Below are 18,232 nucleotides of genomic sequence, written 5' to 3' on the forward strand. Positions count from 1 at the left end.
GGCTGGAACATGACCGACCAGACGACCAGCACTCCCGCGTCCTCCCCTGCGTTGCACGTCGTCGACTCCGGCGGCCCCGGCCGGCCGGTGGTCCTGATCCACGGCTGGCCCCTCTCCCACGCGGCATGGTCGGAGCAGACCGAGGCCCTGCACGCCGCGGGCTACCGCGTGGTCAGCTACGACCGGCGCGGCTTCGGCGACTCCGCGACCGGCGACGCCTACGACTACGACGCGCTCGCCGCCGACCTGGACCGCGTGCTGACCGACCTGGACCTGCGCGACGTGACGCTGGTGGGCTTCTCGATGGGCGGCGGGGAGGTGGCCCGCTACGTGACCAACCACGGGGAGCAGCGGCTGCACAGCGTGGTCTTCGCGGGGGCGGTGCCGCCGTACCTGCTGCAGACCGGCGACAACCCGGACGGCCCGCTCGCTCCGGAGGCGGCGCACGCGATGCGCACCGGACTGGAGACGGACCGCGACGCCTTCTTCGACGACTTCACCCGCCAGTTCTTCTCCGCCGGCGACCGGCTGGCCGTCACCGAGGAGCAGCGTCTGGACGCGGTGGCGCTGTGTCGACGCTCCGACCAGGACGCCGCACTCGGCTGCATGGACGCCTTCGGCACCACCGACTTCCGCGCGGACCTGGAGCGGATCACGGTGCCCACCCTGGTGCTGCACGGCGACTCCGACGCGATCGTGCCGTTCGAGGGCTCCGGTGCGCGCACCCACGCCGCGATCGCGCACAGCGAGGCGGTCGTCGTCGAGGGCGGACCGCATGGCTTCAACGTCAGTCATCCCGAGGAGTTCAACCGCGCACTCGTGTCGTTCCTCGAGCACTGAGACCTGCGCGCTGGCACGTCCCCCCACACACAGGAGGCACCATGACCACCGTCACCCGCACCTTCACGGTGCGCCCGGACCCCGCCGCGGTCCTGGCCTACCTCGAGGACTTCAGCCACGCCGAGGAGTGGGACCCGGGCACGGTCTCCTGCACCCGGGAGGACTCGGGCCCGATCCGGGTCGGCTCCCGGTTCCACAACGTCTCCCGCATCGCGGGCATCTCCACCGAGCTGACCTACACCCTGGAGCGGCGGGACGAGACCACCGTGGAGTTCCAGGGCAGCAACGACAGCGCGACGACCTCGGACACCATCACCGTGGTCCCGGCACCCGACGGCACCGGCAGCGAGATCACCTACACCGCGGTGATCTCGATGAAGGGAGTCGCCAAGCTGGCGGACCCGGCGATGAAGCTGGTCTTCGAGAAGATCGGGAACGACACCGTGGAGTCGATGACCCGCGCCTTGGACGAGTTGGCCTGACCGCACCCGCCGACGCGGGGCGCGCGTTCTCATCGGGCGGAGGGGAACCGCGCCCACACCGCCGGCAGCGCCGCGGGGACGACCGCGAGGACAGGCAGAACGAGAGCGAGGAAGCTCAGGGTCAGGTAGGCCCGGAGGTCGACCGGCGGGACACCGAGTCCCAGCATGCCTGTGCTGACACCGACGACCGCGGGCAGGACCGCGAGTGTGCCGAGGAGCCAGGCGAGCCCACCGGTCACCAGCGACTCCAGGAGGACCATCCGCACCAGCTGGCGCCTGGTGGCACCGGTGAGCGCATAGAGGCGCAGTTCGGAGCGGCGTCTCAGCGTCACCATCACCAGGGTGTTCACGGCGGCGATCAGCACGAAAGCGAGCAGGGCGAGGAGGAGCAGGGTCGTGAGGGTGCGCTCAGCGCCACTGGCGGTCGAGGCCGCTTCGGCGTACGACGTCACGCTGGTGACGTCCAGCCCGAGCCCGGCGGCCGCGGTCCGGACGTCGTTCGCAGCGCCGGGCGTCGTACCGATGAGCAGGGTGTCGACCTGCGCCTCGTCCTGGTTGCCGTCCGCCCGCGGCCCGACCAGGTAGTCCCCGAAGCCGAGTCCGCGTTCGTAGATCGCGACCACTCTCGCGTGGGTCGTCGGAGCGTCGGGCCAGCGGATCGCGACCTCACCTCCGATGCCGAACCCGGCGACCAGGGCGGCATCGCGACTGAGCGCCACGGTGTCGGTGCCGGTGAGGTCGGCCAGGGAGCCGGCCCGGGTATCGGCGTCGATCAGCAGCCCGCTCGGTCCCGGCGCGATCGATTGCAGCGTGGTGGGTTCCCAAGCAAGAGCACCGACGAGCCGCTCCAGCTCGGGATCGGTGCTGACCTGCACCCGATGCGCGGTGAGTGTCGTGGTGGCGGTCACGCCGGGCAACTGCGTCGCCGCAGCGAGCTCGGCCGGGTCGGGCGAAGAGACGACGAGGTCCGCTTGCAGACCGTCACGCAACTGCGCCGCGGTGGCCTCGGTGACGGTTCGGTCGACGGTGGTCTGAGCCGTACCGGTGGTGATCGCGAGGGCCAGCGGTATGACGACCGCGGTGAGTCGATGGGAGAAGCCGCGCAGGTTGGCCGCGGCCAGCCGACCCGGCGCCCCGAGGCGACCCTCGACGACGGACGAGCGGGTGAACGACCACCGCACCAGGAGGGGTCCGGCCAGCCCGGCGGCGCCGATGAGGAGGAACGCGGAGATCGCGGCACTGGCACCCCCGAGAGCGCCGGGGAGAAGGAGGGGGCTGAAGGCAGTGGCGAAGCCGGCTCCCGCGACCACCACCGCGGCGACCTGCCTCGCTGTCCCCACTCGTGGCGACTCGATGGTGCTGGCTCGCACGGCTTGGCCGGGCGCCGAACGCAACGTCTGCCGCAGGGCGAGCCGTGCGGCCCACCACGCGACCGGCAGCACGAGGAGGATCGAGCAGAGCACGGGCGCGGGGCTGAGCGCCACCGCCGCATGCGGAGCGAGGAGGCCCGCATCGCGCAGCAGCGGGCCCAGCCGATGTGGGAGGTACAGCCCGGCAGCGGCGCCGACCGGGGTGGCGATCGCAGCCAGCAGCAGGACCTCGGATCCGACCTGGGTGCGCAGCTGGGACGGTGTCGCGCCGATCGTGCGGTACAGCGCGAACTCGCGCCTGCGGCCGCGCAGGGCGAGGGAGACCGTCACGGCCACGACCAGCACAGCGACGACGAGGACGATGCTGGCGTAGGAGCCGGCGAGCATCAACAGCGTCCCGCCGTCACTCGCTGCGCCGCGGAGCCCGGACTCGGCGAGGACGCCGGCCACCGCGAGTAGCAGCGCGGCCAGTCCGAGCACGAGCAGGGTGCCGATGAAACCTGAGCGGTGTGCCCAGACGCTGCGTCGTGCGAGAGATGCGGTGGTGCTCATCGGCCCGCTCCCAGCATCCGGGCAGCGACCTGCGCAGCGGTCGGCCGCTGGACGTGGTCGACCAGGCGTCCGTCGGCGAGGAACAGCACCACGTCGGAACCGGCGGCCACCGCGGCATCGTGAGTGACGAGGACCACTGTCTGGTCCAGTTCCCGGGCCACGCTGCGGAGCAGGCTGAGGACCTGCTCGGCGGTGCGTGAGTCGAGAGCGCCGGTCGGCTCGTCAGCGAGCACGATGTCCGGTCGGGTGAAGAGCGCACGCGCGATCGCGACCCGCTGCGCCTGACCACCCGAGAGCTCGCCGGGCAGGCGGCTCTCCAGTCCGTCGAGTCCCACGCGGCGAAGGAGCTCCTCGAGCCAGGCCGAGTCCGGCTGTCGACCAGCAAGAACGACGGGCAGCGTGACGTTCTCGATCACGGTCAGGTGATCCACGAGGTTGTACGCCTGGAAGACGAAGCCGACGTGGTCACGACGGAAGCGGGTCAGCGGGTCGGGTGCGAGTCGGCTGATGTCTCGCCCACCGATCACCACCTGGCCACGCGTCGGTGTCTCGAGACCGGCGGCGCAGGCGAGGAGCGTCGACTTGCCGGACCCGGACGGTCCCATCACCGCGGTGAAGGACCCGCGGGAAGGGCGAGGGATATGCCGCGCACGGCAGGCACCGAAGCCGGGCCGCTCGGGAAGGACTTGTGCAGGTCGATCAGCTGGACGGCAGGGCCGTCCATCGCATCGTTCTGGACGGCGCCGCGGGGGCGGGGGGATGCTGGATCGTCATACCCGAAACGCTAGGAATCCGGGGCACCCCGCCACCAGCCTCGCAGGGACGAGATGCGGGCTTCCACCTTTCGATGGAGAGCGGTCAGTCCGGCAGTTCGACGATGCGGTTCTGATAGGCCCAGACGGCGGCCTGGAGCCGAGAGCGGACGCCGAGCTTCGGCATCATCCGCGCCAGATGGGACTTCACGGTGGACACCTCGACGACGAGGTCGTCGGCAATCTGCTCGTTGGACATCCCCCGGGCGAGCAACAGCAGGATGTCCAGCTCGCGCGCGGTGAGGATGTCCGGGCGCCGAGTGGCGACCAGCGGCCGAGAGCCGCGGCGATCCACCATCTCGCGCACCACCCGCTTGGTCAACGACGTGTCGATGGTTCCGTTGCCGGCAGCGACCGACCGCACGGCAGCGATCAGATCGGCTGGCTCCGCATCCTTCAGCAGGAAGCCGGAGGCGCCGGCCTCGAGAGCTCCGAACAGGTAGTCATCGACGTCGAAGGTGGTCAGGACGAGGACCGGGATCGGGTCCTCCACACCCGGCCCGCACAGCTCTCGAGTGGCCGAGATCCCATCCATCCCGGGCATCCGGACATCGGTACACACGACGTCGGCACCGAGACGCCTGGCCGTGTCGACCGCCGCCCGGCCGTCCTCGACCGCCGCCAGGACCTCGATGTCCGGCGCCGCACCCAGCAGCGCGGTCAGACCGGCGCGCACCATCGCCTGATCGTCGGCCAGCACCACCCGGATCACTGCTGGTCCTCCCCCATATCGGCGCGAGGCGTCACCAGCCGCACCATCCAGCCGCCGTCGTCCAGCGGACCCGCGTCGAGGAGACTGCCGGTCAACTCAGCTCGCTCACGCATCCCCACGAGCCCAAGTCCACCACGCCCCCCTGGGTCGGGATCGCGACGGGCCGCGGTGTTGCGCACCGTCACCACCAGCGCGGCCGGGTCACGGTCGTCCACCTCGACCCCGCAACGCGCACCCGGAGCATGGCGGCCCGCGTTGGCGAGCGCCTCCTGGACCATCCGATACGCCCCCAGCTGGGCGAGCGGTCCGATCCCCGCCCCGCTCGGACGGCCATCGACCGGTTCCAGCACGGTGAGCTCCACATCCTGGCCGGCAGCACCGACGTCGCCGACCAGGCCCGCGATGCCGCCGAGCGTCTCGGTCCGCGCACCTTCGAGACTCACCGTCGCGTCGTGCTCGCGGAGCAGACCGACCAGACTGCGCAGGTCGCGAAGGACAGCCGTGCTCTGTCGTCGCATCTCCGCCACCGCGACCTTCGCCTCGGCCGGGGCGGTGTCGATCTGGATGGCCACGGCCGCACTCATCACCGCGATCCCGGTCAGGTGATGGGCAGCGATGTCATGCAGCTCGCGCGCCATCGCAGCCCGCTCCCGCGCCACCGCTGCTTCCACCAACGCGTCACGCTCGCGCTCCAGCGCCTGCACCCGCTCCTCCCGCGCCACCCGCGACTCACGCCGGGTGGTCACCACGGCCGCGACGGCGAGCGGCGCGCCCACCAGGATGCACCCTTGGAGTAGTCCACCGAACACCGCCGCCCCGACCGGTCCACCGCCCTGCAGACCGACGACCACATGGCCCACACAGACCAGCACCACCACGGACGTCAACAGCCACCCGGCGTCGGCGAGGGTCCGCCGCACCCCGATCGTGTAGACCGCGACGACGAGCGGCAGCGACAGCAACCCGATCCCGGCGTCTACCCCTGCGAGCGCCGCAGCGGGCACCGCGGCGGCCACCACCGAGGCCGACAGCGTCGGTCGCGCACCGCGCACCGACAGCGCGGCGCACTGCGCCGACACGAGCACGAACGTCCACCACCAGGCAGAACCACCCAGGCTCGGGACGTCCTCGACGGCGTCCGGATCGAGGCCCTCCAACGCTGGCAGCGCCAGCAACAGCACCACCGTGACCGCCCAGCACCCGGCCGCAACGGCGACGTCGGATGGACGGAATCGGCGGGCCCCAATCATGCCGCGAGGCTAGCCGTCACGGGCGGCCCCGTACTCATCCGACGGTCCCTCCAGGTTCTGCCGGATCTGGTGACCCATCGATTCGAGTCCGGCCCTCTCCATCGGGTCGAAGGGCTGGCTGGCGACGGTCGCACTCAGACGCTCCAACTCGTCCCGGACGACCGATCTCTGATCTGGTGCCACTCGGTGACTGAGGTCGAGCAGGACCTGAAAGATCCTCTGCAGGACCTGAGGGTCCGCAGCACCGTAGCGTCGCGGTTGCGAGAGACCCAGGTCGACGTAGCTGGCCAGGTCGGGACGTTGCATCACGACCCTGATCTCGTCGTCATCGTCCCGGAGAACCTCCGGTCCCAGGTCGTGGTCGCTCAACGCGCAGAGGAAGGCCGAGGTGTGGCCGAGGGCGTGGATGGCCGTGGTGGGGTCGTTGATGCCGGGCGAGAGCGCTTTGTTGACCACATCGGTCAGTTGGCGCAGCCCGTAACCAACGTCCTGGGCCGAGGTCCGCTCGAAGCCGACGTGGATGCACCCGGCGACTCCGGTGGCGATCCGCTCGGCCACCTCATCGGAGAGGCGACCGGGCTCGGTGGACCACGCGCTTCCGAGCGGCGTGCCCTTGACCAGGAATGCGCCCGGGTGGACCTCGATCCTGAGCAGCGCCTGTTCTTCGACGGCGATGTCCAGCAGTCCCTTCTGGTCGATCCAGGTCAGGAATCCGTCGTGCTCGGCGAGCAGGGTCAGTGCCTCCGGCGGCGGGCTCGGCACAGGCGTCGGGTCGCCACCTGCGGGGTTGCGCTCGGCGAGGACCGTTTGCATCGTGGCCACGGCGTCGCGGTGCACGGTGCGCAACATCGTCTCGACCCGGATCTGCTCGGTCAGGTGGGCCAGGAACAGCACCAGCCCGAGCACGCTGGCCACCGCCAGGACGAACGCCAACGTGACGGCCACCTTGGGCACGAGCTCGACACCGCCTTCCTCCTCCGAACCGCGTACGGCCCGGAGCACGGTCAACGCGTAGGTGAAGGTCGCCAGGAACAGGGCCAACGTCAGCTGGACGAACAGGTCGCGGGTGAACGTCCGCAACAGCCGAGGAGAGAACTGGCTGCTGGCGAGCTGCAGAGTCACCACGGTCAAGGAGAACGTCAGCGCCGTCACCGTGATCATCGACGAGGCGATGGCCCCCAGCAACGACCGCGCGGCATCCGCGTCCCCGCCGAAGAGCCAGCCGCCCACCCGGCCTGGCAAGTCATCGTCGATCACCGAATCGAGCTCTGGGAGCGCCAACCCGAGAAGGAGCGCGAACACCACCGCGATCGTGGGCAGAGGCCACAATCGGGTCCGAAACGCGTCACGGACGTTGTCGAACCAGATGCTCATGACACAGAGCCTGCCACCACCGTCTCGGCGGACGGTCCAGCCGATCGGATGCCTCGATCCATCACGACGATCCAGGCACCGATCGACCGAGGGACCTGCCGAAACGCGAACTGGTCGGGCCCGCACATCCGGGCCCAACCAGTTTCGTCCAACTCTTCGGCAAGCTTCGCTCTCGTGCCGATCGGTCGGGCTGACAGGATTTGAACCTGCGACCCCTTGACCCCCAGTCAAGTGCGCTACCAAGCTGCGCCACAGCCCGATCACTCCCGAGGGAGCGCGCCGAACACTACCGCAGCCGCGGCGGGACGTCCGAATCGGGTGTCACGCCGGACGCTCATCGGACATGATGCGCCGACCGCCGCGGGCCTTCGCGTCGTAGAGCGCGCGGTCGGCGCGCTCCATCGCCTCGGCGACGCCCTCGGAACCACGCAGGCGGGCGACACCGAAGCTGACCGTCGCGGTCGCGTCGCGGTCCATCGCCAGGGCGAACTCCTCGTTCATGACGTCGGCCAGCGCGTGGGCGCGGTCGACGTCCATCAGCAGCAACGCGAACTCGTCACCGCCCATGCGTCCGGCCAGCTCCCGCGGGAGCAGGTGCTGGCTGCAGATGGTGCCGACCGAGGCCAGTGCGCGGTCTCCGGCGGCGTGCCCGTGCGCGTCGTTGAGCTGCTTGAATCGGTCCACGTCTGCGACCACGACCACGGACGGCGCTCCGATCTCGGCGCGGTCGGCGACGAGCTCGGCAAGGCGGAGGAACTCGTTGCGATTGAGCAGACCGGTCAACCCGTCGTGGGTCGCCCGGTGCCGGAGCTCGGCGGTGTACTGGGTGCGACTGAGCGCCGCCATGCTGAAGATGGCGACCACCATGAGCAGGATGACCAGCAGGGTGGTCGCCTCGCTGCCGAAGTAGGTCTGGAAGAAGTCGCTCTCACTGCCGGCGACCATCATCGCCACCATCCGGGCGAAGTAGAACACCGCGGTGATCGCGGTCATCCAGGTGATCGCGGAGAGACTGGCGAGGAACTGCGGATCATCGCTGCCGACCTCGTCGCCACGCACCACGCGGCGGTGGAACCGCGCCAGCTCGTACGCCGCGCCGCCGATCCCCACCGTCATCCCCAGCAGGAAGACCGGTCCGCCGGTCCAGACGTCGTTGGCGGGGTCGTCGAGGAACGCGGCGGCACCGACCACCACCGGGGCCCGGCGAACCACCACACCGGAAGACGGCGGCGGCTCAACGACCGGGCACTCGCCCAGACGCACATCGTGCCGAGCACTCCGCAGATGTTGCCGACCGGGTTCATCACCACCTGGGCGTCGGTGCCGTCGAACAAGTAGGACCCGGAGCTGGCGCCGAAGAGGACCAGCGCGATGCACCACCAGCCGCTGTAGTGCGCCCGGGTCGGCCGCCAGCAGGCCTGGTAGAAGAGCACGAACGCACAGACGGCGACGACGACGAACACGACGCGCAGAGAGGCCGTGTCCACCATTGCTTCAGATTATCCCGGCGCTCACCGGTAGTCCCGCGACTTGTGACTTTTCTGCAGCAAGGCAGCAGCGCCCGGGAGCACGGTGTCGAGGGACTCGATCCGATCGGCCACCAAGTTCGTGACTTCGTCCTGCCGTTCGAGGATCCCTCGGATCACCACCGCCACTCGGTTGCGTGCTGCGTGCCGGTGCACGCGCATCACTCCCTCCGAGCAGATCACGTTCAGCATGCCGGTCTCGTCCTCGAGATTGATGAAGGTGATCCCGCTCGCCGTCCCCGGGCGTTGACGGTGCGTGATCAGCCCGGCCACGTGCACCCGCCGTCCCGCCTCGGCCCGGGCCAGGTCGGCGACCGACCGGATCCCGACGACGCTCAGCCGCTCCCTCCAGTGCTCCACCGGGTGCTTCCTCGGTGAGATGCCGGTCGCCCACAGGTCCGCCAGCGTCAGGTCCGTCTCGGCCATCTCCGGCAGCTCCGGCGGCGACGGCGCGGGGGTGCTCGTCGGCAGGTGCTGACCGTCCTCGGCGTAGCCGGCCATCCACAGCGCCTCGCGACGCTCCAGCCCGAACCCCTCGAACGCCCCCGCGGTGGCCAGCGCCTCGAGCTGGGTCGCACTCAGCCCCGTGCGTCGGGAGATGTCGCGGATGTCGTCGAACGGAGCACGGGCTCGCTCGTCGACGATGCGGCGCGCGACCTCGAGCCCGATCCCCCGCACCTCGTCCAGCCCCAGCCGTACGGCGAAGCCCGCGTCGTACCGCTCCAGGTCGAACCACTCCCGCTCGTGGCGCGGCTCGCACGGCTCCAGGTCTGCCTGCGCACCGGAGAGGGCGATGTCGGGACGGCGCACCTCGACGCCGTGACGGCGGGCATCAGCGACCAACGACTGGGGCGAGTAGAAGCCCATCGGCTGGTTGCGCAGCAACCCGGCGAGGAAGGTCGCCGGGTAGTGCAGCTTGAACCAGGAGGACGCGTAGACCAGCAGCGCGAAGCTCAGCGCGTGGGACTCGGCGAAACCGAAGCCGGCGAAGGAGAGGATCTTGACGTAGATCGCATCGGCGGCGTCGCCGGTCAGTCCGCGGCGAGCCATCCCCGCGTAGAGGCGTTCCTTGATCCGCTCGATCCGCTCCACGCCGCGCTTGGATCCCATGGCCCGTCGGAGCAGGTCGGCGTCGTCGCGGGTGCAGTCCCCCAGCGTCACCGCCATCTGCATCAGCTGCTCCTGGAACAGCGGCACCCCGAGCGTCCGCTCGAGCACCGGCTTGAGCGAGGGGTGGTCATAGCTGACCGATTCCCTGCCGGTGGCGCGACGGATGTAGGGGTGCACCGCGCCACCCTGGACCGGCCCCGGCCGGATCAGGGCGATCTCGATGGCGAGGTCGTAGAAGCAGCGGGGTTTGAGCCGCGGCAGCGTCCCGATCTGGGCGCGCGACTCGACCTGGAAGACGCCGATCGAGTCGGCGGCGCACAGCATGTCGTAGACCGCCGGCTCCTCCTTCGGGATCGACTCGAGCGTCCAGCGCCGGCCGGTGTGGCCGTCGATCAGCCGCATCATGTGGTCGAGCGCACCGAGCATGCCGAGGCCGAGCAGGTCGAACTTGACCAGTCCCATCGACTCGCAGCCGTCCTTGTCCCACTGCAGGACCGTGCGCTTCTCCATCCTGGCGCGCTCGATCGGGCACACCTCCGCGATCGGACGCTCGGTCAGCACCATCCCCCCTGAGTGGATGCCGAGGTGCCGCGGAGCACCGAGCAGCTCGGTCGCCAGGGAGACCACCGGCGGCGGGATGCCGAGGTCCTCCCCGACGCTGCTCCCCCATCCGTCGACCTGCTTGGACCAGGCGTCCTGCTGCCCGGGCGAGTAGCCCAGCGCCTTGGCAGCGTCACGCACCGCCATCCGGGGCCGATAGCTCACGATGTTGGCCACCTGCGCGGCGTTGCGTCGCCCGTAGGTGTCGTAGACCCACTGGATGACCTCCTCGCGCCGGTCGGAGTCGAAGTCGACGTCGATGTCGGGCTCCTCCTCCCGGTGCTCGGAGATGAACCTCTCGAACGGCAGGTTGAACTGGACCGCGTCGACGGCGGTGATGCCGAGGGCGTAACAGACTGCCGAGCTGGCCGCCGACCCGCGGCCCTGGCAGAGGATCCCCTGGCTCCGCGCGAACGCGACGATGTCGTGGACGATCACGAAGTAGCCGGCGAAGTCCTTGCGCTCGATCACGTCGAGCTCGCGCGCGATCCGCTCCCGTGCGCGTCGCTCTACGTCGCGGCCGGCGTACCTCTCGGCGAACCCGCGCTCGGCGAGCACCCGGAGCCAGCTGCTGGGCGTGTGCCCGGCAGGAATGTTCTGCTTCGGGAGCCGCGGCGTCGCCTTGTGCAGGTCGAAGGCGAGCTCGGCGGCGACCTGAGCGGTGCGGGTGACGGCCTCGTGGTGGCGTGGGAAGCGTCGCAGCATCTCGTCCCCGCTGCGCAGGTGCGCCGAGACGGACAGGTCGAGCCACCCGTCGAGCTCGGCGATGCTGCGCCGTGCACGGACCGCCGCCATCGCCGCCGCCAGTCTCGCCTTGTCCGGTGTGGCGTGGTGGACGTTGCCCGTGGCCACCGCAGCCAGCCCCCGATCGGCCGCGAGGGCAGCGAGGAGGTCGTTGGTCTCGTCCGCGCCAGGGTGGTCGCGGGCGATCAGCTCGACGAGCACGTGCTCCGGACCGAAGCGGTCGACCAGGTCATCGACCGCCGCCGCGGCTGCCAGCGGCCCGTCACGGTGCAACGCCGACCTCACCGCTCCCTTGCGGCACCCGGTCAGCACCACCCAGTGGTCGCGCCCGAGGTCGGTCAGCTCGTCGAGGTCGTGCTCCGGGCGCCCCTTCTCGTCGCCACGCAGGTGCGCCTCGGTCAGTGCCGCGGAGAGCCGGTGGTAGCCCTGGACGCCGCGGGCCAGGACCAGCAGGTGGCTGCCCTCGGGGTCGGGCACCCCGTTCTGCGGACCGCTCAGTCCCAACGACAGCTCGGCGCCGTAGATCGTCGGCATGCCCTGCTCGGCGCCTGCCTCGGCGAACAGCGGCGCACCCGCCAGACCGTCGTGGTCGGTGAGCGCGAGACCTGTCAGACCGAGACGGGTGGCCTCAGCGACCAGGTCCGGCGGGCTGCTGGCCCCGTCCAGGAAGCTGAAGTGGCTGTGGCAGTGCAGTTCCGCGTACGGCGTCAGCGGCTCCTCGGGTCGCACCGGCGCCGGCTGCGTGGTGGGTCGTGCGTGCTTGCGTCGTGAGGTCGGTGCGTCCTCGGCACCCGGGCGTCGCCCGGAGAGCCGACGCTCGATCTCCCGCCACGGCACCGGCGGGTTGTTCCATCCCATGCTGCTTCAGTCCAGGTCGTGGGCGAGCTGGAGGTGGGCGGGGTGGGGGTAGAGCTCGCCGTGGATGGTGCCGTCGCGGGCGCGGATGAGTTCGACTCTGGTGGTGCCGTGGGGTGTGACGACGCGGGCCAGGCCATGCGGGGTGACCCAGCGGTGGGCGGCGAGTCCGAGTGGGTGGACCTGGTAGCCGCCGGTGTGGGTCTTGGTCCGGTGGTGCGCCCTGGTCAACGGGGTGGTGTTCAGATCACTCGTCTGGCCACTGGTCTGACCGGCCTGGCCGGGCGGCCCACTGCTGTCGTAGGGGGTGGCGTGGTCCAGGTCGACCCTGCTCGAGAGGCCGGTGGCGCTGGTGCTGTGCGGGAACCCGTCCCCGGCCGCGTGGCGTAGGAGCACCCGTTGCCGCATCACGGTCGGGTGCTCATAGGCGGTGACGGTCTCGATGGTGTTGAGATCGATCACCGGCTGGAGTCGGATCTCGCGGTGCCGGAGCAGGACGGTGAGCTGCTCGACCAGCAGCGGTCCGAGCCCTTCGACCCGCGCCACACCACCCACACCACCGCTATGTCCAGCGTCGAGGGCATGGAGGGCGAGGGCGGAGAGGTGCACGTGCAGCACCGCCGACCGACGCCGACCCCGCGGCTTGACCTCACCCGCGGGCTCATCACGGTCGGCGTGCTCGGCTGGATCGAGGCCGTCGAGGAACGCGACCGCGTCATGCGGCCGGGACAGCAACTCGAACGCTTGGGCACGCAACTCGCGGCGCGAGGGCTTCTCCTCGCCGTCGGTGGGCTCGGCGTGCTCGGCGAGTGCGTCGGCGAGGTCGTCGAGGACCGCGTCGATCTCGACCGCTGTCCCGATCGGGAGGCGGGCGTTGATCCGCCGCGTCCCCGGCTGGGCATCCAGCACGTCAACCGCGTCGCCGGCCTTGGTGCGCGAGAGCCAGACCCCGGTCTTGGCGTCCTCCGCAGCGATCCGGGCACGGTGGGCGTCGGGGTCGGCCTCGATCACCTTCGCCTCCGCGACCGTGAGCATCCGCTGTGGCCCCTCACCGACCGCAGCAGCGACCGCGTGGTCGACCAACCCGACCCGGTCACGGTCCAGTGGCCGGGACAGCTTGGCGGCCTTCAGCGCCGCCCAGGGCTCGCACTCCCCGCCGAGCACCCGCGCCCAGGTCAGCGGGAGGCGGTGGCGCAGGTCCAACACGTCGCCTGCGAGGTGACGGGTCGCGATCACACCCTTCTCCAGCGCGATCGCGAGCTCGCCGAAACAGAGCTCGGCGACCTCCGGCGTTCCCTCACCACCCACGACGATCAGCCGGTCCCCGCCGTGCTTGACCGGCACCGCCCCCGGCATCGCCTGGGGGTCCTCCCCGTGCCGGTCGCACCAGGCCAGCACCACCCGGAGCTGCTCGACCTCCATCGCCCGCTGCGCCCGCACCCCTGACTCCGCCGCAGCCAGCAGCTGCGTGGTCGAGAGATCGTCGGAGAGCGAGGTCATGCCTCCATTGTATCGAACACCAGTTCGAATCGGAAGGCTCTCTCCACCATCCCGCTGTGTCATGTCGCAGGACATCGGTGACAGTTCTGTATCAGGACATCGGTGACACTCTGGACGCCCCGCGTGGGGCGGTCACGACGTTCTGTGCCGAGCTCGGGATCTCCCGTAAGTCGTTCTACGAACTTCGCCGCCCTGGGTGTGGCGATCGCCGTGATCTCCTGCGGCGCCGGGCTCCTCGTCGACCTGCTCACCTCGGCGTCGTGACTCGCCGGGCCGGGTTCAGCGCTGCAGCGCCATCCGCACGCCGAGCCCGATCAGGACCACGCCGGTCAGCCCCTCGATCGCGCGTCGTACCCGCTCTCTCGCCATCAGACGCCCGAGGGCGCCGACGGCGAGCGAGAAGACCCGCCACCACAACACCGCCATCGCCAGGAACGCGACGGCGAGCACGCCCGTGGCGTAGGCCGGGTCCTCGGCGGTGACGAACTGCGGGATCAGCGTGAGGAAGATCAGCGCGATCTTGGGGTTCAGCAGGTTGCTCACCAGTCCCTGTCGGAAGGCCTCACGCCGCGACGTCATCGCCGCACCCGACCCGCCCGTGACTCCGATCTCAGGCTCGACGGCAGGCTCGCTGCCACCAGCCGACGCCGCCCACAACGCACGCGCGCCCAGGTAGACCAAGTACGCAGCGCCAGCCACCTTGATCACCGTGAAGGCGGCGTCGGAGGCGGCCAGCACCGCGGCCAGTCCGACGGCGGTGATCAGTGCATAGCCGGCGATGCCGGTGCAGCACCCCAGCCCCGTCCACCAGGCGGCCCGACTCCCGCCCCGCACCCCGTTGCGGAGCACCAGGGCCATGTCGGGCCCCGGCGTCAGCGTGAGCAGTCCCGCGACGCCGAGGAAGGCGAGGAAGTGATCGGGCACCGGGCAACGGTACCGGCGTCAGACGCCGTTCACGTGCGCCGCGATCTCCTCGAACACTCCCATGTCCGCTTCCCAGTCGGTGCCGGGGCGCGGCCAGTGCACCGCGATGTCGGTGATGCCGAGCTCGCCGTAACGTCCCGCGAGATCCTCGAAGGCGCCGACGGAGGCGAGCCACGGCTCATCGCCGAAGCCCGTCATCAGCATCCTGGCGAGGTCGCCGGCAGCCCGTCCCTCCGCCTCGCAGGCGCGCTCCAACGCCTCGAGCCGCGCCACGGTGTCGGCGTAGTGGTCCTCGCCCTGCGGATTCGCGATCCACCCCTGCCCCAACCGCGCCGCCAAACGCATGCCGCGCGGCCCGTTCCCCGCGATCCAGTACGGCGGCCGCCGCTGCACCATCCCCGCAGCGATGCTGACGTCGCGGGCCGTCCAGTGCTCACCCTCCAGCGACACCGGCGCGGTGGTCATCAGGGCGTCGAGCTGCTCCACCCACTCCGCGAACCGGTCGGCGCGCTCCCTCGGCGTCCAGTCCCGGTCGAGGACGTCGCCGTCGGAGGTGTGGCCGCTGCCGCCGGCGCCGATGCCGAGGGTCAGCCGTCCGCCGGAGATCCGGTCGATCGTCCGGGCCGCCGACGCCGTCGGGATGGGTGTGCGGAAGTTGGGCGAGGTGACCAGGGTGCCGAGACGGATCCGTTCGGTCAGCGCGGCGGCAGCCGCGAGCGACGCGTAGGCGTCGTCCCACGGGGTGTGGCCCCGCCAGGCCAGGTGGTCGTAGACCCAGGCACCGGCGAATCCGAGCTGCTCGGCCCGGCGCCAGGTCTCCCCCATCGCCGGCCATTCCTGGATCGGCCAGAGGATGACGTGCAGGTTCACACCGCTCGTGTCGCTCACTGCGCGAGTCTCTCAGAGCGGCTGTCAGGCCAGCCCCATCCGTGCCGCGGTCTCGTCCGTGCAGTCGGTGAAGAAGCCGCCGACCACGTCGACCATCTCCGCGAAGGAGTCGGCCGCGAAGAGCACCGGCTGGTAGTGGGTGATGTCGTAGTCGATGGTGGCCATCGCGGTGAAGTCGAGGGGCCGGATCTGCATCGAGCGGAACTCCTCGATCTCGCCGTAGGAGGAGAGGATCCCGGCGCCGTAGGCGCGCAGCTCGCCCTGCTCGTGCAGGACGCCGAACTCGATGGTGAACCAGAAGACGTCGGCCACCATCTGCAGCCCGGGCTTGGTCTGCATCCGCCGGGCGGCCTCGCCTGCGGCCCGCTTCACCGCAGCGACCTGCGGGTCCGCGAGCAGGTTGCCGTGGCCGACCACCTCGTGGATCAGGTCGGGCTCGGGGGTGTAGAGCGGCTGTCCGTGGTAGCGCAGGTACTGGGTGGAGTGGAAGACACCGTCGGCCAGCGAGCCGTAGAACTCCTCGAGCGGGACGATGCCGGCGGCCGGGACGTAGGAGAAGCCGGTCAGGCGCTGCAGGCCGGCCGTCACCTCGTCGAGCTGCGGGACGTGGTCGGTGGGCAGGTCGAGGGCGGCGACGGCATCGCGGTAGGCCCGGCACGCGTACTTCTCGTGCAGCGGTGCGATCTCGCGGCACACGGTGCGCCAGACCTCGTGCTCGGTCTCGGTGTAGTCGATCCGCGGCAACGGCTGACCGGGGCTCCACCCCAGTGCGACGGTGGCGATCTCGTTGCGGCGTGCCCGGTAGTCCCGGTCGTTGACGCCGGGGTGATCCTCACCCAGGTGGACGGTGACGGCACCGTCCTCCCCGGTGGTCACCGGTGAGTAGAGCTGGCCTTCCTCGAACATGTAGCGCCTCCGGATCACGGTGGTCGATGGGCCGAGACGCCCGCGTGTGACGTAGGTCTCGTTCCCTCCACGCTAGGTCGCGCGAATATCTGCGGCAAGTCGGGGCGCAGGCAGGACACGTTCGCCTCTCGCGAGAGCCCCGGAGCACCCCGGTCGAAGCACGAACATCACGGCTAGTCGTAGCCGGCCTCCACCTCCCAGCCGCTCTCCCGCCACCGCAGCAGCCAGGCCCGCCCGTCCGCGCCGACCACCTGGAAGCGCGCCGACCGCCCGCTCCCGCCCTCCGCGTTCCACCACCCCTCGTCCACCGGCCAGGGCCCCGCCCACGCGACGATGACCCACCACCCGGCTCCGCCTCCGAGCCCCACCCGGCACCGGTACGGCGCACCGGTCACCACGCCGCGATCGGTGACCGCGACGCTTCGACCGTGCTCGTCGACGACCTCTGCCGGCAGGGGCGTGCCGAACACCCGCGTCGGCGCCGGGCCGGGTATCCGCCCCGGCCACGGCGGCTCGGTCGGCCGCAGGTCGGTCGGACGCTCGCCCCAGGTCACCCATGCCTGGCGGTCCGCCGCGCCACGCCCGCCCTGCAGCACCGGCACCCGGACGGCGTCGTACCCGACCATCGCCTGGACCCGTGCCACGCCGCGCACCACCTGTTCCTCCGCCCCGCCACCCCAGAGACCCTCGGCGTGGTCACCGGCCGCCTCGACGGTCTCGGGAAGGAAGCGCACCCGGGTGACGGGCGCGGTGACGGCGCCGGACTCCTTCCGGCTGCGCAGCCCACTGCCCGGCATCCCCGCCTGGAGCTGCCAGTGGACCCGGTCGACGAGGTCGCGGGAGGTGAAGCAGCGGGGATGGACCCAGGTGCGGGCACTCAGACCGCCGGACTCCTGCGACGAGTCGTCGAGCTCGGCCTCGATCCGCACCGCGGTCGCCACCAGCTGGCGGTCGGCGAGGCCGGCCACGAACCGCTCGGCGGTGGTCCGGACGCTGAAGGTGACCGCCTCGGCGGAGTCCAGCGGCGGCTCGAAGCCGATCTCGCAGGCCAGCTCCGGGGTGGCCTCCGCGGCCCGCTCAACCGGGTGGTGCCGCCCCGCAGCCGCCGCAGCAGGTCGACACCGTAGGAGCCGAACCTGTTGCTCACCTCGGCCGCACCGAAGCCGGCGAACTCCCCCAGGAGATCCAGCCCGAGCCGGTGCAGCAGGTCCGCCAGCTGGCGCCCCTCGGGCCCGTCGTCGGCCAGCACGCCGATCGGCAGTCCGGCCACGAACTCCGCGGAACCACCGGGCGGGACCACCACGCAGCCCTGGGAGTGAGCGGCCCGCGCGGCCCGCTCGGCGGCATAGAGATCGTCGGCGATCCCGAACCGGCAGTCCCAGACGCCACCCGCGACGAGCTCCTCGGCGAGCAGCGCCGCGGCCGCCTCCTCACCGCCGTGGTAGCGACCGGGAGCCGGCACGGCGAGCAGGCCCGGGCGGATCGGCGACACCCCCGGACGCACCTCCTCGACACTGGTCAGGACGTGCTCGAACCACCGCACGTCGCGCTCCGGGCCGGCCGCGAGCAGGAGCAGCTCGGGGCAGCGCGCCTGCGCGTCGCGGCGCCGCTGGCCGCGTCGTACCCCCTCGCGGCGGGCAGCGGCGTTGCAGACGACGACCCGGTTGGCCGAGAACACCGCCGCGGGGGCGCTGCGATCGGCCGGCTCCCCGGCATCGGCGCGGTCCATCAGGGCCGCCGTCACCGACCAGTCCGGGCACCACACCACGAGGATCCGGGCGCCCATC

Annotated in this window: 16 protein-coding genes and 1 tRNA gene; 2 read left to right on the forward strand and 15 right to left on the reverse strand. The window is 71.1% G+C overall.

All coding sequences use genetic code 11. The annotated features are described in order from the left end of the window. Positions 1-9 precede the first annotated feature (9 nt). Both FIV43_RS05685 and FIV43_RS05690 read left to right on the forward strand, forming a co-directional pair. A complete protein-coding gene (locus tag FIV43_RS05685; RefSeq protein WP_141013353.1) occupies positions 10-840 on the forward strand; it encodes an alpha/beta fold hydrolase in 831 nt (276 codons plus the stop codon). A gap of 41 nt (positions 841-881) precedes the next feature. Continuing rightward, the gene (locus FIV43_RS05690) at positions 882-1,322 is read left to right on the forward strand and encodes an SRPBCC family protein (protein ID WP_141013354.1); all 441 of its coding nucleotides are present in this window, start codon (positions 882-884) and stop codon (positions 1,320-1,322) included. 29 nt (positions 1,323-1,351) lie between these two features. On the opposite strand, the gene FIV43_RS05695 is transcribed toward FIV43_RS05690, so the two are convergent. The 15 genes from FIV43_RS05695 to FIV43_RS23105 all read right to left on the reverse strand — a co-directional run bounded on the left by FIV43_RS05695 (position 1,352) and on the right by FIV43_RS23105 (position 18,231). Then, positions 1,352-3,244, reverse strand: coding sequence for an FtsX-like permease family protein (locus FIV43_RS05695; RefSeq protein WP_141013355.1), 1,893 nt, complete (start codon positions 3,242-3,244; stop codon positions 1,352-1,354). Then, positions 3,241-3,849, reverse strand: coding sequence for an ABC transporter ATP-binding protein (locus FIV43_RS05700; protein ID WP_231123752.1), 609 nt, complete (start codon positions 3,847-3,849; stop codon positions 3,241-3,243). The genes FIV43_RS05695 and FIV43_RS05700 overlap by 4 nt, the downstream gene beginning before the upstream one ends. Before the next feature lie 253 nt (positions 3,850-4,102). Further along, positions 4,103-4,768, reverse strand: a complete 666-nt coding sequence (locus tag FIV43_RS05705) for a response regulator (RefSeq protein WP_141013356.1) — start codon at positions 4,766-4,768, stop codon at positions 4,103-4,105. Continuing rightward, positions 4,765-5,943 (reverse strand): sensor histidine kinase, encoded by a 1,179-nt coding sequence (locus tag FIV43_RS05710; protein WP_181407694.1) that lies wholly within the window; start codon positions 5,941-5,943, stop codon positions 4,765-4,767. Before FIV43_RS05710 ends, FIV43_RS05705 begins: the two co-directional genes overlap by 4 nt. Positions 5,944-6,027: 84 nt before the next feature. Next, complete coding sequence (locus FIV43_RS05715; protein ID WP_141013358.1) at positions 6,028-7,392, reverse strand: DUF2254 domain-containing protein; 1,365 nt, start codon at positions 7,390-7,392, stop codon at positions 6,028-6,030. Positions 7,393-7,577: 185 nt separating this feature from the next. Further along, a tRNA-Pro gene (locus FIV43_RS05720) sits at positions 7,578-7,651 on the reverse strand. A 62-nt stretch (positions 7,652-7,713) separates the two neighbouring features. After that, positions 7,714-8,586: a GGDEF domain-containing protein gene (locus FIV43_RS05725; RefSeq protein WP_181407695.1), complete on the reverse strand. Its 873-nt coding sequence runs from the start codon at positions 8,584-8,586 to the stop codon at positions 7,714-7,716. Then, complete coding sequence (locus tag FIV43_RS05730; protein WP_141013360.1) at positions 8,505-8,882, reverse strand: hypothetical protein; 378 nt, start codon at positions 8,880-8,882, stop codon at positions 8,505-8,507. The genes FIV43_RS05725 and FIV43_RS05730 overlap by 82 nt, the downstream gene beginning before the upstream one ends. Before the next feature lie 21 nt (positions 8,883-8,903). Beyond that, positions 8,904-12,230, reverse strand: a complete 3,327-nt coding sequence (locus FIV43_RS05735) for an error-prone DNA polymerase (protein WP_141013361.1) — start codon at positions 12,228-12,230, stop codon at positions 8,904-8,906. A gap of 6 nt (positions 12,231-12,236) precedes the next feature. After that, the gene (locus tag FIV43_RS05740) at positions 12,237-13,727 is read right to left on the reverse strand and encodes a hypothetical protein (protein WP_141013362.1); all 1,491 of its coding nucleotides are present in this window, start codon (positions 13,725-13,727) and stop codon (positions 12,237-12,239) included. Positions 13,728-14,006: 279 nt separating this feature from the next. Then, complete coding sequence (locus tag FIV43_RS05745) at positions 14,007-14,651, reverse strand: LysE family translocator (protein ID WP_141013363.1); 645 nt, start codon at positions 14,649-14,651, stop codon at positions 14,007-14,009. An 18-nt stretch (positions 14,652-14,669) separates the two neighbouring features. Then, positions 14,670-15,539: an LLM class flavin-dependent oxidoreductase gene (locus FIV43_RS05750; protein WP_231123754.1), complete on the reverse strand. Its 870-nt coding sequence runs from the start codon at positions 15,537-15,539 to the stop codon at positions 14,670-14,672. Positions 15,540-15,563: 24 nt separating this feature from the next. Then, positions 15,564-16,445: a phenylalanine 4-monooxygenase gene (locus tag FIV43_RS05755; RefSeq protein WP_141013364.1), complete on the reverse strand. Its 882-nt coding sequence runs from the start codon at positions 16,443-16,445 to the stop codon at positions 15,564-15,566. Positions 16,446-16,618: 173 nt separating this feature from the next. Beyond that, a complete protein-coding gene (locus FIV43_RS22010) occupies positions 16,619-17,386 on the reverse strand; it encodes a hypothetical protein (RefSeq protein WP_231124004.1) in 768 nt (255 codons plus the stop codon). After that, positions 17,323-18,231 carry a Y-family DNA polymerase gene (locus tag FIV43_RS23105; RefSeq protein ID WP_269204063.1) on the reverse strand — a complete coding sequence of 303 codons (909 nt, stop codon included), beginning with the start codon at positions 18,229-18,231 and terminating at the stop codon, positions 17,323-17,325. Before FIV43_RS23105 ends, FIV43_RS22010 begins: the two co-directional genes overlap by 64 nt. Position 18,232: the final 1 nt, after the last annotated feature.

It is taken from the genome of Nocardioides sambongensis, assembly GCF_006494815.1.
Taxonomy (GTDB): Bacteria; Actinomycetota; Actinomycetes; order Propionibacteriales; family Nocardioidaceae; genus Nocardioides; species Nocardioides sambongensis.

Bases quoted from the DNA above. Each gene is read 5' to 3' on its own strand.
- FIV43_RS05685 (WP_141013353.1), top strand. From the start codon at position 10: ATGACCGACCAGACGACCAGCACTCCCGCGTCCTCCCCTGCGTTGCAC.
- FIV43_RS05690 (WP_141013354.1), top strand. From the start codon at position 882: ATGACCACCGTCACCCGCACCTTCACGGTGCGCCCGGACCCCGCCGCG.
- FIV43_RS05695 (WP_141013355.1), bottom strand. From the start codon at position 3,244: ATGAGCACCACCGCATCTCTCGCACGACGCAGCGTCTGGGCACACCGC.
- FIV43_RS05700 (WP_231123752.1), bottom strand. From the start codon at position 3,849: ATGGGACCGTCCGGGTCCGGCAAGTCGACGCTCCTCGCCTGCGCCGCC.
- FIV43_RS05715 (WP_141013358.1), bottom strand. From the start codon at position 7,392: ATGAGCATCTGGTTCGACAACGTCCGTGACGCGTTTCGGACCCGATTG.
- FIV43_RS05730 (WP_141013360.1), bottom strand. From the start codon at position 8,882: ATGGTGGACACGGCCTCTCTGCGCGTCGTGTTCGTCGTCGTCGCCGTC.
- FIV43_RS05735 (WP_141013361.1), bottom strand. From the start codon at position 12,230: ATGGGATGGAACAACCCGCCGGTGCCGTGGCGGGAGATCGAGCGTCGG.
- FIV43_RS05740 (WP_141013362.1), bottom strand. From the start codon at position 13,727: ATGACCTCGCTCTCCGACGATCTCTCGACCACGCAGCTGCTGGCTGCG.
- FIV43_RS05755 (WP_141013364.1), bottom strand. From the start codon at position 16,445: ATGTTCGAGGAAGGCCAGCTCTACTCACCGGTGACCACCGGGGAGGAC.
- FIV43_RS23105 (WP_269204063.1), bottom strand. From the start codon at position 18,231: ATGGGCGCCCGGATCCTCGTGGTGTGGTGCCCGGACTGGTCGGTGACG.